Origin of the sequence: Maritalea sp. S77 (assembly GCF_049801075.1) — a bacterium.
GTDB lineage: Bacteria > Pseudomonadota > Alphaproteobacteria > Rhizobiales > Devosiaceae > Maritalea.
In genome coordinates, this window is the sequence record NZ_JBNAGG010000004.1 from 255,135 (window position 1) to 269,774 (window position 14,640).

General features: G+C 50.2%; 13 protein-coding genes and 1 tRNA gene. 9 read left to right on the top strand and 5 right to left on the bottom strand.

The window, feature by feature from the left end:
- From fliF to ACP15Y_RS14395, 4 genes are all read right to left on the bottom strand, one after another.
- A complete protein-coding gene (gene fliF, locus ACP15Y_RS14380) occupies window positions 1–1,581 on the bottom strand; it encodes a flagellar basal-body MS-ring/collar protein FliF (RefSeq protein WP_424983802.1) in 1,581 nt (526 codons plus the stop codon).
- 272 nt (window positions 1,582–1,853) lie between these two features.
- A complete protein-coding gene (locus ACP15Y_RS14385) occupies window positions 1,854–2,132 on the bottom strand; it encodes a DUF1153 domain-containing protein (RefSeq protein ID WP_027834889.1) in 279 nt (92 codons plus the stop codon).
- A gap of 146 nt (window positions 2,133–2,278) precedes the next feature.
- Window positions 2,279–2,956, bottom strand: a complete 678-nt coding sequence (locus tag ACP15Y_RS14390) for a flagellar hook assembly protein FlgD (protein WP_424983803.1) — start codon at window positions 2,954–2,956, stop codon at window positions 2,279–2,281.
- An 11-nt stretch (window positions 2,957–2,967) separates the two neighbouring features.
- The gene (locus ACP15Y_RS14395; RefSeq protein WP_424983804.1) at window positions 2,968–4,518 is read right to left on the bottom strand and encodes a flagellar hook-length control protein FliK; all 1,551 of its coding nucleotides are present in this window, start codon (window positions 4,516–4,518) and stop codon (window positions 2,968–2,970) included.
- A 271-nt stretch (window positions 4,519–4,789) separates the two neighbouring features.
- On the opposite strand from ACP15Y_RS14395, the gene mnmA reads away from it, so the two are divergent.
- The 3 genes from mnmA (at window position 4,790) to ACP15Y_RS14410 (ending at window position 9,131) form a co-directional block, all read left to right on the top strand.
- On the top strand, window positions 4,790–5,932 hold the full coding sequence (gene mnmA, locus ACP15Y_RS14400) for a tRNA 2-thiouridine(34) synthase MnmA (protein ID WP_424983805.1): 1,143 nt from the start codon (window positions 4,790–4,792) through the stop codon (window positions 5,930–5,932).
- 390 nt (window positions 5,933–6,322) lie between these two features.
- On the top strand, window positions 6,323–6,727 hold the full coding sequence (locus ACP15Y_RS14405; protein ID WP_424983806.1) for a hypothetical protein: 405 nt from the start codon (window positions 6,323–6,325) through the stop codon (window positions 6,725–6,727).
- Window positions 6,728–6,746: 19 nt separating this feature from the next.
- Window positions 6,747–9,131 (top strand): EAL domain-containing protein, encoded by a 2,385-nt coding sequence (locus tag ACP15Y_RS14410; RefSeq protein WP_424983807.1) that lies wholly within the window; start codon window positions 6,747–6,749, stop codon window positions 9,129–9,131.
- Window positions 9,132–9,859: 728 nt separating this feature from the next.
- On the opposite strand, the gene ACP15Y_RS14415 is transcribed toward ACP15Y_RS14410, so the two are convergent.
- Window positions 9,860–10,504 (bottom strand): OmpA family protein, encoded by a 645-nt coding sequence (locus ACP15Y_RS14415; RefSeq protein ID WP_424983808.1) that lies wholly within the window; start codon window positions 10,502–10,504, stop codon window positions 9,860–9,862.
- Window positions 10,505–10,756: 252 nt separating this feature from the next.
- On the opposite strand from ACP15Y_RS14415, the gene ACP15Y_RS14420 reads away from it, so the two are divergent.
- The 6 genes from ACP15Y_RS14420 to ACP15Y_RS14445 all read left to right on the top strand — a co-directional run bounded on the left by ACP15Y_RS14420 (window position 10,757) and on the right by ACP15Y_RS14445 (window position 14,585).
- A tRNA-Met gene (locus ACP15Y_RS14420) sits at window positions 10,757–10,833 on the top strand.
- 570 nt (window positions 10,834–11,403) lie between these two features.
- Entirely contained in the window at window positions 11,404–11,817 is a 414-nt protein-coding gene (locus ACP15Y_RS14425) for a helix-turn-helix domain-containing protein (protein ID WP_424983809.1), read from the top strand.
- A 10-nt stretch (window positions 11,818–11,827) separates the two neighbouring features.
- A complete protein-coding gene (locus ACP15Y_RS14430; protein ID WP_424983810.1) occupies window positions 11,828–12,220 on the top strand; it encodes a hypothetical protein in 393 nt (130 codons plus the stop codon).
- 298 nt (window positions 12,221–12,518) lie between these two features.
- Window positions 12,519–13,364, top strand: coding sequence for a hypothetical protein (locus tag ACP15Y_RS14435; RefSeq protein ID WP_424983811.1), 846 nt, complete (start codon window positions 12,519–12,521; stop codon window positions 13,362–13,364).
- Window positions 13,365–13,602: 238 nt separating this feature from the next.
- Entirely contained in the window at window positions 13,603–14,256 is a 654-nt protein-coding gene (locus tag ACP15Y_RS14440; RefSeq protein ID WP_424983812.1) for a hypothetical protein, read from the top strand.
- On the top strand, window positions 14,256–14,585 hold the full coding sequence (locus ACP15Y_RS14445; protein WP_424983813.1) for a DUF3768 domain-containing protein: 330 nt from the start codon (window positions 14,256–14,258) through the stop codon (window positions 14,583–14,585). Before ACP15Y_RS14440 ends, ACP15Y_RS14445 begins: the two co-directional genes overlap by 1 nt.
- Window positions 14,586–14,640: the final 55 nt, after the last annotated feature.

Here is a 14,640-nt window from a genome sequence, read left to right on the forward strand (position 1 = left end):
CTACGCTGCTTGATTTAACCAGTTACGGATGATCATGGAGGCTTGCTTTGGGTTTTCCTCAACAAGGGCTCCGACTTTTTCTACGGCTTGGATTTGTGCCTGACCTAGGCTTTGAACTTCTTCTAGCCAAGAGTCTTTTGCTGTGCTTTTCCGGCCTGCGCCTTCTTCGGCCTCTGCGCTTTCAGCTTTTGTTTTTTCCGCTGCTGCGGCTTCAGCCGCTGCCATTAAAAGAGGTGTTTGATCCTCAGGCTCGAGCACGCGTTTGATCAAGGGGCGCATCACGAAGAACACCAGAGCCAACGCAATCAGAAGTGTAACAGCCATCTCAAGCGCTGCAAACAGATCGTCGCGGGTAAAGTCAAAAATGCTTGATTCAGAAGGTTCAAATGTTAACTCAGGGCGTTCCGCGAACTGCATGTTGACCACTTCAACTTGGTCGCCGCGGTCTGCGTCATATCCGATGGCTGAGTTCACCAAATCGCGGATCTGATTGATCTCTTCTTGCGGCCGTGGCGCATAGGTTGCGTTGCCTTCCGGCGTTGCTTCATAGACACCGTCCACAACAACGGCAACTGACAAACGCTTAATGGCGCCTGCTTCAACAATCTGGGTTTCAGTGACCTTGGAAATCTCATAATTGATGGTTTCTTCGGTCGTGGAGGATTGTTCTGAGCTGCCGCCATTGTCGCCGGCATTTTGCGTTGCGCCCGGCAACTCATTGGCTACCGACACCTGGCCGTTATTTGCAGCGCCTTGGGCTTCGTTGGCCAATTCGCGGGTTTGGGCGGAGCGGATAACTTGGCCGTTCGGGTCAAAGCTTTCGGATGTGCGGGTGAGGCGGTTCATGTCCAGCTCGGCGCTCACTTGCACCCGGGCACGGCCAGCACCAACCACATTTTCCAGCAAACCTTCCAAGCGATCGCGCAGGCGGCTTTCAACGGCCAATGTGCGTTCTTCCATGGCGGTGGAGAGCATGGTCTCTTCGTCACCTTGGCTGCCAGCGGCAAGCAGTTTGCCTGAGTTGTCGACGATGGAAACCATGTTCGGGCTTAGGCCATCTACGGCAGAGGCAATCAAATGTTGTACGGAACGAATTTCGCCAGTTGAAAGCGCGCCACGCACTTCCAAGGCAATTGATGCAGATGGTTGTTTGGCTTCACGACGGAACAATTCACGTTCTGGCAACACCAAGTGTACCCGCGCAGATTTAACGCGAGCGAGAGAGGAAATGGTGCGGGCCAATTCCCCCTCAAGCGCGCGCAAATGGTTTACGTTTTGCACAAAGCTTGTGGCGCCAAGTGTGTTTTGTTGGTCGAAGATTTCATAGCCGACTTGGCCACGGCTTGGTAGGCCGCTTTCAGCCAGTTGCATGCGGATGGTGGTGATCTGATCGCGCGGCACGGAAATGGCTTCGCCATCGCCTCTAATTTCAAACGGGATGCCCATGGCGCGCAGTTCTTTGGTGATGGCGGCTGAATCGTCAAATGACAATCCGGTATAAACCGGGGCCATTTGCGGGGTGGAAACCCGAAAGATCAGAAAGGCGAAAAAGCCGATCATCAACACAGCGGTAACAGCCATCGCTGCCACCCGTGCTAACCCCATCCTCGCCATAATCGCTGAAAAACTATTCACAATACCACCCGCGTTACAAAATGTCTGATTCGTGGAAAAACCATGCAAATCCCCACTCGGCAAAAATTACCTAGCAGAAGGTAAACATTGTATTAACCATTCGCGCAAAGTGCATTAATTTGGGAAAAAAGTGGGGTAAAACACAAAAGCCCGCCAAAAATGGCGGGCTTTTATAAATTTGTAATCGCTATGGAGCGATTTTTGCCTAGCGGGTCACTTTAGGACTCGCGATAATGCTGCACCCAAGTGGTGCGCAAACCGGCCAGCCCATGTTTATCGATGGAGGCTTGCCAGTTGAGAAATTCATCGACGCTTAATGTGTAGCGGGTGCAAGCCTCTTCAAGGCTCAGCAAACCACCACGTACAGCGGCAACGACTTCTGCTTTTCGACGGATCACCCAACGCTTGGTGTTGGTTGGGGGAAGATCGGCAATTGTTAACGGGCTGCCATCTGGCCCGATGACGTATTTTACTCGTGGACGCATCTGTGCGGTCATTTTACTCACTACTCAAACCTGACCTAACTAATAGAGCTAGCCTAGCGTGATGCTCTTAAAATTTGGCTAAGGCCTTGGTCAGATTTGATTAAGAGTTGAGAAAAATGCCGCAAATGCGCAGACTTAGTGGGGTTTGGGCGTCAGATTTATGCGGGTAGACCCACTTTTGCGACGGCCGAAAGTTCCACTTGTGTGCCATTTACGACCAGAATGGGTTCATTGCCAACAAAGTCGACGGTCTCAACAATGCCAGATGTCATTGTGTAGTTGGCAATTTTGCCGCCATCAGAATCGACAGCGTCGATCGTAATTGAATATTTGCCCTCTGGCGCAATGGAGCCGTCAGAGTTAATGCCATCCCATGTGTAATCATGTTCGCCGGATTCGAGCGTTGTTTGTTCTGTAAACACAACGGCACCAGCACTGTTTTTAATGGTGATGGTGGCCTCAGCCGCATCGCGGGTCATGCCATAGGTCCATGTGGCGCTGCTGTCTTTCAAATCGGTATTGTTAGAGAAAGCAGTCACCTCTTTGCCGATATAGGAAACAGCTTGCGAGGCATAATTTTGCTCGTTGGCGCTGATCAACGCTTCCAAAAACTCGTTGGTTTTAAGTTGCTGTTCCACGCCGGTAAATTCGACCATTTGCGAGGTAAATTGGTTTGTGTCGAGTGGGTCCAGCGGGTTTTGGTTTTTCAACTGCGTGGTCAAGATCGACAAGAAAGTGTCGAAATTTTCCGCAATTGTTTTGCGCGAGGATGACAGTTCCGATTGACCGGAGCCGATGCCAGCTCCTGCTGCAGATGATTGTGCTGGAATAGTCATAATTTATGCTCCTAAACCCAAAGGTTTAAACCGTCCGGTCGCGCGGTGCCGCGCAAAACCAAGGAGGGGTTTTCGGTGATGCTTTGTGTGTCTGAATTGGCGGCATCATTGTCGCCGTTCAGATTGGCTTGTTGTCCGTTTTCTTGGCCAAACTGCTGGCCTTGGCCGCCATTTTGGTCCTGCTTAAGTGAAAATTGCAGGTTGGCTTTGTCCGTGTTTAGTCCAGCTTGCTGCAAGGCTCGTTCTAGGGCGCGTTGATCGCGCTGCAGAAGGTCCAATGTTTCAGCCCGCTCAACGGTGAGCCGAGCGGTAACATTTTTGCCTTCCATTTCGAGTTGCACATCAATCTTGCCCATTTCTGGGGGATCAAGGCGAATTTCGAACCGTTGAGCGCCATTGCGGATTTGCCGTACCACTTCAAAAGCCATTGCGGGCAAATTGATCTGCTTTTGCGGCGCTTGCTGATGCGCTACCTTATCAATCTGAATTTGGCTTTGATGTTGCTGCTCTGTGCGCTGCAGATTCAGGATTTTGTCGGTGATAGTGTCTGTGGTGTCCAAATCGCTGGCCATTTTCGCCTGCTGGGCCAATGTTGGGGCAGGGCGCTGCGCTGCATAGGTTTGGCCAGCCATCAATTTGTTCTCTGTACCCGCGCCTTGTTGATTTTGGCCAAATTGGAATTTGGTTTCACCTTCTTTGCCTTCAAGTGCAGCGCTGATCAAGTTTGAAGCGCTGCCGTTTTGCAATGCCTTTTTTGTGCCGGCTTCTTCGCCGCTGGCAAGTATTTTTGCCATGGGGTCTGTGTTTTGCTCGCCATCAGCACCGGTCAGTTGACCGGCTTTTTTGTCCACCAATTTGGCGATGGCGGCTTGCGCTGTTTCAGGTAGTTTTTCCGAAAGCTCTTCCAAGCGCCCAATCATTTGATGAATGTTGAGCGACAATTTTGCATTGTCTTTGGGGGTTAAACCCTGTTCGCCATCTTTTGCTGCTGCATTGATATCGACTTCAAGTTGCGCTGTGCTTGGTTGGCCTTTGCCATTGGGTTGCACATCGCCCAAAAGAGTATCTAGCCGCTTGAGCAATTTGCCCAATTGCATCAAGTTGCCGGGTGCTTTTGCATCTTCTGCTTGCCGCAGCGCGCCAAGTTGATCCGTATACATGCCCATGGGCAGGCTGACGGCGGCGTCATTGCGCATCGGGTGGTTGTTGATCGCACTGGCCAGCGCTGCGAACGCATCTTGGGCGTTTGCAATCTGCTGAGGATCGGGCACCAGCAATTGATCAAATGCAGCGCCGATTGGGGCAAGGGCTTCTTTCAGCTTCTCAAGCGCGTCTTTGATTTTGCTCATGTCGACGGCGAGTTCGGCGTTGCCCTCAACAGGCCCCATTTCGGCCTTCATGTGCAGTGCGGCCCGCATATCGCTGGCGTCACCGCCCATCAGCGCATCCAAAATCGCTTCAAAACCGCTTGCCGCATCTTCTTTGCCTTCAAGCGTACCTTTGGTGTCGCTAGGAAAGCCAATAAAATCAACTTTTGGTGTGTTTTGTAAACCTATTTGCACGTGCGTACCCATTAAACCTGACAATTGTCCATCCAATTCCATGCAAGTACTGGGCCAGTTTTAGAAAATCTTGTAATTTATTGAAATATAACAATTTTCATTGGTTTGAGATTTGAGGTGGGCGATGTTTTGCCATCCATGCGGCAAATCTAGCCGGATCATCCGGCATTTCTTGCCCATCGGTATGCATCAAAGTGATTGAATATGCTGGCGCTGGCTGCTAAAAGCCGATGCTTATCCGTTGGCCCTTAACCCCAATTAGGATGGAAAAATGAATTCTCTGGGTATTGATAAGCCCGTCAAGGACACCCGCGTTGTGGTGGCCATGTCGGGCGGCGTTGACAGTTCGGTTGTGGCCGGGCTTATGGCGCGCGAAGGATATGATGTCATTGGCATCACCTTGCAACTTTATGATCATGGCGAAGCTATTCACCGCAAAGGCGCATGTTGTGCCGGGCAGGATATTCATGACGCCCGCCGCGTTGCGGCCTCGCTGGGCATTCCGCATTATGTGTTCGACTATGAAAGCAAATTCCGCGAAAGCGTGATTGATGATTTTGCCGACAGCTATGTGCGCGGCGAAACACCTATTCCTTGCGTAAAGTGCAATCAGACCGTGAAATTTCAGGATTTGCTGGAAGCGTCACGCGAATTGAACGCGGATGTGTTGGTCACCGGGCATTACATCCAATCGCGGCAAAGCAATGGGCAATATTCGCTTTATCGCCCGTTGGATCATGGGCGCGACCAAAGCTATTTCCTCTTTGCAACCACGCAAGAGCAACTTGATTATTTGCGCTTTCCCCTTGGCGGCATGACCAAGGATGAAGTGCGCGACATTGCCCGCGATATGGGGCTTGTGGTGGCAGAGAAAAGCGACAGCCAAGACATTTGCTTTGTGCCCAATGGCAATTACGCGCAGATCATTCAAAAGCTGCGTCCCGAAGCCATTGATCCGGGCGAGATTGTGCATATGGATGGTCGTGTGTTGGGTGAGCATAAGGGCATCATTCATTTCACAATTGGCCAGCGTCGTGGGCTTGGCATTTCCGCGGGTGAACCGCTTTATGTGGTGAAGCTGGAGCCAGAAACTAAGCGCGTTATTGTTGGTCCTTACGAGGCGTTGGCCACTCGTTCGGTGCAGTTGAAGCAAGTGAATTGGCTGGGTGGCATGAGCCTTGATGAAATTGAGGAAATGGGCCCGATCAACATTGAAGCAAAAGTGCGCTCTACGCGGCCGCCACAACCTGCACGTTTAAGCGTGAAAAATGGTGAAGTGGAAGTTGAGTTGGTTGGCGGCGAACATGGCGTCTCGCCGGGCCAAGCCTGTGTCTTTTATGCTGATGATAGCGAAGATACGCAGGTGTTGGGCGGCGGCTGGATCGCCCGTGCTGTCAGCGCCACAGCGGCGTAAAACCACAAATTCCCTCCCCGATATGGGGAGGGTTTTAGCGTAGTGTGATGTAAAATCGCAGACCCCCACGCTGTGCTGAAACTCTGCGTAGGCCGAAAGAAGCGGCATCACCGCCCGATCTGGTTCAGGCCAGTCCCGCTGCGCTGAATCTTATATTTCTGGACAATGATCCGGGACTATCCAACTCCCCATCTTGCAAAATAGTGGACGGCTCTGCTCTGCCGCGGCAGTTGAGCCAGATATCCATTTGCCCCATCTCTTTGCATGACTTCACCTTCCCTCCGATTCAGCTTGGGTTAACCAACTCAATAGATTGCTGTGCCTAGCTAACAGCGCGTTAGGACGCTTTGGCTATCGTTTATGTTCCAGGTCAATTAAGGGACGAGACAAATGTTCAAACCAGCCAAACTCATCGTAGCCGCTTCGGCTTTTGTCTTTGCAATTCTTCCAACAGCAGGCAATGCACTCGATATGCAGGGGCAAGTTCTGCTTCAAACGACAATGGCGCAACATATTGAACGCCACATGGTCAACGGCGTCATTCCGCATGTCGTGCTTGATGACGGTATCGTGGTGGATCTGGTACCAACTGAAGCTCACCCCATGATCCTTTCATATGGTGAGGGCTATGTTTTGTGCACGGACTTCCGTGATCCAGAAGGTCGTTTTGTCAATGTTGATTTCTACGTGGCGCAAGGTGAAGAAGGCTTTGTTATTTTCCAAATGGAGATTGATAATCGCGCACCGTTGCACGCTCTTATGGAGCAGGGAAAGGTGAAAAAGATTGGCGGCTAGGTTTCGCAAGGGCGCTGGTATGCGATCCATCCGGACCAAATTCCTCCTACTTTTCGTTCCTGCCTATTTGGTTGTAACGCTGGTTGGGCTACATTTCGTCGCGCAGCAGCATGTGCAAAACGCGCGTGCTGAGCTGAGCTCTCGAGTTGGCACGCAACTTGGGCGCGTGAGCGGGTTGTTAACGCCGGAACTGGCAACAACACAAAAAGCTATCGGCTCACGTTTAATGTCAACATTACTCGTCGATCAGGCGACCAAATGTGTTGATGTTATTTTTGATGGACAAATCGACCGTACACTTTCGCAACCGCGTAATCTTGGTTGTGGGGTTATGAATCCCGAAACAACCGTAGAAACGTCGATTTTGCTGATCCCAGGTGGCAAGATGGTGCTTGGGTTTTCGCTTGATGAAATACGGGCGATCGAAATCGAAAGTTTGGAAGCCATATTGATTATCGCTTTCGGGGGGCTCGCAGCAGCATCATTGATCGCGACATTTGCATTTGGACGCACGGTTGGTCGTCCAATCTCCAGACTTATCAAAACGATGCAGGGTACAGGTAGCAATCAATACCTTCGGGCTAAGGCGATCACTTCCGATGAAATTGGTGCCTTATCGGGCACCTATAATGAGCTTGTCGATCGACTGGAGTCGGAAGCTGCAATGGCCTCGGCAGCAATGGAAGAGCTGTCGAATGTGTACAATACGACGCCCGCGCTGCTGTTCACCATGGATTCGCAAGGTATAATTTGCTCAACCAGCACATTCTGGTCTGAAACAACTGGGTACAAAGAAGGGAAGTGCATCGGCCAACCCCTATGGTCATTCATTCTCACTGACGCTTGTGCTGGGACCAAGTCGCTGAAAACAGCTTTGAAGCTTGGTCAATCTGTGAGGGACGTGCCTTTGCGCTTCAGGACTGCGGATGACGAAATCATCGATGTCCTGTTGTCAATCGTTCCCGATAGACGGTCTTTAGGAGCGGCTGCGAGCCACGTCTGTGTGATGACAGATGTCACTCAGTTGCGCTTGACTGAATCGAACCTACGCCAATTGGCAGTCACCGATCAGTTGACAGGCTTGGTCAATCGACGTGCGCTTGCCGATGTCGAAGTACTTCTCGGCCTAAACGACAGGAACGACAATCCTTTGTGGGCTGTTCTGTTCATTGATCTAGACGATTTTAAAGCGGCAAACGATACTTACGGACACGCTGCTGGTGATCAGCTTTTGGTTACAGTCGCTGAGCGCATCAAGAAGGCAGCAGGGCAAACTGGGATCGCGGCACGACTTGGCGGCGACGAGTTCGCTTTGGTACTTCCTTCGATTGAAACTTTGGAAGACGCTACGCGTATCGCGGGTAAGTTAATTGATGACATAAACCGCCCTGTCGATGTTGTCGGTGGAACAGCTTATGTGGGGGCTAGCATTGGCATCGCGTCGGACCGGTTGAACAACTCAAAACCATCGGATTCACTGGGCTTAAGCGATCAGGCAATGTACATGGCCAAGTCCACCGGCAAAAATCGCTACGTTGTTTATGAAGGAAAAGATGCTACCGCCCTGAAGGAGCGGTCTGAATTTTTGCACGCCCTGCGGGTGGGTCAGAAAGACGGTTGGTTCTCGATCCACTTCCAGCCCATCATTAACCTGGAAACCGTCAAGCCAGTCGCGCTGGAAGCGCTGTTGAGAGTGACCACGAATGAAGGCAAAACGCTTCCCACCGACAAGTTTATTGCAGTTGCTGAAGAAACTGGCCGCATGGATGAGCTCGGTCGTTGGATATTTGATGAAGCAGTCAGTACTTTCCTGGAACTGACCGACGCCAACAACCAGACCACGATGAGTCTGTCGGTGAACCTGTCCCCACGCCAACTCAATGAGCGGTTTGTACGGCATGTTGAGAAAACGCTGGAATCGAAACCATCGCTTGCTGGCCGCTTGGTGCTGGAAATCACCGAGGGTGCAACCATGAGAGGTTTCGAAAGAGCCAAGGAACTTCTTGAGCGGCTACGCGACTGTGGTGCGCGTATCGCAGTCGACGATTTCGGTACCGGGTATGCCTCGCTGTCATACATCAGCAAGCTGCCAATTGACATTCTTAAATTGGATCGCAGCTTCGTTGATCAAGCTGGTGGCAATGAAGCGCGCACGCGTTCGGCGTTGATACGCTCTGTCTCTAGCCTAACAAGTGAGCTCGATATTCCATTGATTGCTGAAGGACTAGAGGATGTTGGAATGGCCGAAGAAGTGCTCGGGTTGGGCGTGCCACTTGGCCAAGGCTACCTCTTTGCGCAGCCTATGCCTGCTGACAGAATTGCTGAGTGGCTTGAGATGTTCGGCTCAAAGAAGCACACTGAAAACGATCAAGAAGAAACTGCTTATCGTAATGTGATCGTTTAGGCCCGATAGTTTCCCAGGCTCTTGCCCAAATTAGAGAAGAGTGCCTGACAACACGGTTGTTTGAGTACTTTGCTGCCGTTCAAGGTGAGCATAAGGCATAAGAGATTGACGGACTGATTTTGTCTGGTTCGCCTCTTTTCAACAGTGCGCTTCGGCATGCTCGTGGGGAGGCGTAGAAGTGCGTCGGGGACATTGCAAAGCAAATGGTCGGGTGTTGTGCAAATCATGGTGAAAACGGAAGGTATTTCCCACTTTTTTCAGTGAAATCCAATAAAATCAATGACATAGATTTTCCTTATCAGCGGTCTCTTGGACGGTGGTATAATGGCCGTATCTTCTTTGAAGCTTTGCGGGTTGCCGACGGGCAATTAAAGCGAAGGGATATCCTTTAAAAGGAGAGGTTGGCCGCGCCGTTGGACGCGAAGGTGCGCGAAGATAGATGATGGCTTTACCTGACACCAAGGGTTGCTCGCTGACTTAATGTCGGAGGGCAGGGGCTATATGGGTAAGCACCCCGAAAGCGCTCTATCTTTGAATAAACCAGCCATGTGAGGCGACTATGGTCTCAACATATTTAAGAGTTTGAGGAGATCCTTGTCGCCTCGCATCCGCAACTGTGGGCATTTTATGTCACGCGGTGAATTTGGCCTGCTCGCTTTTTGTGGCGACAAAAACAAACGCCCCACACAAGGTGCGGGGCGTTGTTTAATTTTCGAAGTGCGACCAGGTTAGGTCAATGGTGAGATTTGAATCTCTACCCGACGGTTTTGGGCGCGGCCGCTCTCAGTGCTGTTTGAGGCGATTGGGCGCGCTTCGCCATAACCGGTCACATAGACCCGGCGTGGGTCTACGCCACGGCCTGAGACATAGTTGGCCACAGACATGGCGCGGCGGTTAGAAAGCTCAAGGTTATATTGTTCCGAGCCTGTTGAATCAGTGTGGCCATAAATATCAACCAGTGTTTTGGGATATTTCTGCAATACCGCGGACACAGAGTTCAAGGCTTCATAGAATTGTGGTTCAACGTTAGACTGATCTGTCTGGAAGGTCACGTTGGACGGCATGTTCAAGATAATCTGGTCGCCTTGGCGGGTCACGGTTACGCCCGTGTTGGACAAGCTGCTGCGCAGTTCAGCTTCTTGACGGTCCATATAGGCGCCAACGCTTGCGCCGGTGAGGGCGCCGAGGCCAGCACCAACCAATGCGGCTGTACGGGCGTCTTTATTGGCAACTGATGCGTAGACTAGACCTGCAACCGCACCAGCGGCTGCGCCACCAGCGCCGCCTTTAACTGCGTTTGAGTTCCACCCTGTTGTGGTGCAAGCCGAAAGGCTGAATGCCGCGACGGTTGCGAGTAAAAGTTCTTTTTTCATATTGGCCTCGGTTTGCTGGCAAATTCTGTGTGTATCTTAAGCTATAATGCGGCAGGAAAAAGATGGTTCAATTTTTGTTTGCGTGTTTTTTGTTGATGAAATCACGCCGCATATGTGGAGGGTGGGAAATAAGTTGAGAAATGTCAAATTTCTTGGTGCATTGCAGCTTGACATTGGGGCAAGCCCCGCATTATATCCCCCGCAGCAAAGCGCAATGCTTTGCCCATTCTTTCATCGAAAGATGTCTTTCGGGGCGGGGTAGCTCAGTTGGTTAGAGCAGCGGAATCATAATCCGCGTGTCGGGGGTTCAAGTCCCTCTCCCGCTACCAAAAACAATTTAAAATCAATCAGTTATCAAGATTGCGGTGAGGGGTGTAAAAATTTCCCGCTAATAAGTAGCAACCAGGTAGCAGTGCGTGTGCGCACATAGCGCTGTTGTTGCCTCTGCAATGCGCTAGTGTGCGTCTATGCTGTTCATTTAAGGTATTGCCCCTATCAATGTGACGCACAAAGTTCTGGCGTTGATGTTTGAGCTGGCAGGGTAGAGATATGCTGTTTATTGCGTTCGTTTGACGTCGAGCGAAGTTCATGTATATTACATCCGGATGCTTTAGAGCACGGCCTCACTTTAAGTTGGTGTTTGGCTATGTTGATGAGCATCACAGTTTGATACCGATTTCCTCAAGTAGTTGAGGGGACAGTTGCCTCGTGCGGGGCACACCGAAGGCATGTTTGCCCAAGGGCTATTCAAACGAGACTAACCAAGAACCGGTTATCTAGCGCTTTTGCTGGTGACCATCTTGCGTGAGTTTTGATTTGGACGGCGCTTGGGCTTTTTTGTGTCTACTAGCCATCTTCAGAATTTACGCTTCAACTCTAACGTGAATAGGAGATGGCAGATGTCCACAACGCGACGCTTCCCATCGGATTTGTCTACACCTGAATTCACCTACGTGGTGGTTAAGATATTGATGATGCTTTATCGCGCCAACATGCTCGATTTAGATCACGCTCAAAGCATACTCAAGGCTGAGTTTCCGAAACAAATGGCGCGGAGAAAGCGCAGGCGTGTAAGCAAACTCAAGCGTTCCAGCAAACGCACCAGAACATTTCAATACAACCCCGACGACATGCTGACACCGGATAAGGCGGCAAAGGTGCTGAGCCTTTCGGTCAAGACACTCGCCAATATGCGCAGTGCAGGGAGCGGCCCGATCTTTATTAAAATGGCCAACCGCACCATCCGTTACCGCTATAGCGATTTAGAAGTCTTTATCGCGAATAGCGCAAAGCACAGCACCAGTCAGTATTAAGGAAGGGGCTATGAGTAAGAAAGATGCCAAACGCGTCAAGGATGCAATTCGGATTGTTGAACGAGCTGGCTACAGCGTTGTGAAATCAGATCATCTAAAAAAGCTTGAGATGGTTTTCAAGAAAAAGGCGCTCGCAACAAAGGTGTATTTAAGCCGAAATGAGGCAGCGATTTATCTCGGGATATCCGCGAAGACGCTTGCCAATCTCGCATCACTAAAGAAGCAGGGGAAAGGCGACGACCCCTACAAAGCAAGAAAAAAGAACGGGCGTGTCACTTATTGCCTTGCCGACTTGAGGAAGGCCATCGGGGCTCGGTCCAAAAAGCAAAACGGCGCTGATGCTAAAGAACGAAAGTCTAAGTCCAAAAAAAAAGAGGCGGGAAAGAATAGGAAAAAGGAATAATCGGGACAAAAGGACAAAATGGGAATGTACTGGTTTCGAAGTTATTACATCAGCACCAGAGCGGTGTTGGGTGTCGGGTTTTTTAGGAAACTGAAAAAGACATTTTCGTGACCTTTTGGGCAACCACTTCGCTCACAAGTCGTTCCCAATTGTTCCTCAACAAAGCTATTTGCTTGTATACACACTTCAATAGCTTGTTATCACCCTTAAACGCACCAACTAGCTGGATATAGGCCCGTACACCTCAAAACTTGAAATGCAGCTATTTAGGGTCGCAAAACAGAAAAAGGAGTGCAACATGAAGCTCCACGATATGTACGCCGCAGAAATAAAAAAATTTAAAAGACAAGAAATGAAACTTGCACAAGACCGCGAAAGATATCACGAAAATCGCAGGTCAAACACAAAGGACATCTCGAACATAATTCAGCTATCAAGCCGGGCAAACTCGAAGTACCTCCCTGCAGTCAATTCATATGCTCGTATGGACCTTGCAGCACATTTTTTTAACGTGATGCAAAAAATGTTCACGGATGAAGAACGTGAACTTCGTTTCATAACGTTGGCACCCGAGAGATATGCATTCGCTTTAAAACAAGCGGACAATTTCAAACCGGCGAGTTTTAAAAACATGGTGGGCCAATACTTTCGGAATTGTAGCTATATTGGGATGATCGAACCAGCGTATTATCCAGTTGCCGCAGCTAACGAACATGGGCGGGGAGTGGTGCACTGGCATGCGCACTTCATCGTATGGGGATGCAGTAGTGACACAATCGCGCAAATTAGACGAAAAGTTGCGATGAGACATGATGCATTCGTTCCAAGGTTGCCAGCTTTTTTAGTTAAACCTATCCACCCCGCAAAGGTGCCGCGCGTCTTGCGATATTGCTTGAAGTCCCCAATTAATAAGTACACCTTTTACCGGACCGCAGATAAAGTCGACCGCCAAACGGGGGAGCTAATTGAAACCTTCACAGCACGCAAACAGCATATGCGCCCAGGGGAAAGAGCGACGATCGCAAATGTAATGCGGGACTATTATTTGGATGATTTGGTCGTGGCGGGTGGCGAAGGCACCGAACTGAAAAGAATTATCGTTAAAAGGGCACTTTGGCGGTTTCATCGAGACAATAAAAAGTAGTCTGTGTTTTGATATTATCAGGGGATGTCGAGTTTGCAGTTAATGGTGTAAGATGTTGTTATAAAAGACTAAATTTGACAATTCCTCAGTTTTGTGCAATAGTGAACTTGCTTTGATGTGATGCATTGAAGCTAGCGGGCGGCCTTCGGGCCGCTCTTTTTGTTGGTAGTCATGCCAACTCGCGGCAGGCCTTTGTGCTGCCCCAAAACAATTCCCTTCACACACGGAGATTTTTACCATGGCACAATCAGCCAGACAGATGCCCCTTGTCGATTCAAGTGATCAACCCGCAATAGTAGTGTTCCATAAGGATGGCGCCGAGCCTGCAAGAGGTTCATGGTTTGCAGCAGACAATGTGATAGCCGCAAAGAAGGGCGCAAAGGCGGATGGCTTTGAAACGCTGGTCGTGAAGAGCAATGAAGCACTTGCCCTGGCCAACCGTGTGCCAAAAGGCCGTGTCTTTGAGCGAAGCGGCAAACTGTTCATGCCCCGCATCCAGAACACCGTGTTTGAGCAACTCGCCCAACTCGCGCCGAAAAAGCGCAAGACATCGCATTTACAGGTTGTGGATAGCAGTGCCGCTGAATCTAGTGATGCAAAGGAGGCGCCAGCAAGTGAAAGCAAGCCTGTAGATGGCCCTGTGCGTCCAAAGGGTGCGCCGCCACAGGACTGGTCCAAAATGGGTGTGGGCAGCTTGGTGCTGACCCGTGATATTGAAGAGGACGATGAAGCCTTTTATCTCGCTGTTGTTGTGGGCAAGGTCAATGCAACGACCTACTCACTCAAATGGCGTGACTATCCTGAGTTCGACCCAATCACACGCGATGTGACCCAGTTGGCGTTGTTGCACCCAAAGGTTGATGTGGCAGAGCTTGATTGGGAGATGGAATAATGCTGACCGCCAATGTGCGCATTCGCCAACTCAATGATGCGTTTAGATCCAATATGCAGGGTGGCCAGATCTTCATCACACCAGGCATTAGTGAGTTGCCAATTGATAGTCAGCTTGCCCTTCTTGAAAAGGTGAGGACATTCTATCAATTCGATGAAGATAATGACCCCCACAACGAACATGACTTTGCGGCCATTGACATGCAGGGTGTGCGCTATTTTTGGAAAATCGATTATTACGATCCCAAACTGGAATGTGGTTCATCAGACCCGGCAGACCCCAGCCAGACCTGTCGCGTTTTAACAATCATGTGTGCGAATGAATATTAGAACAAAAGGGGATCAAGCGTAAAAGTTGATCCCCGCACACACTGAAAGGTGTGGC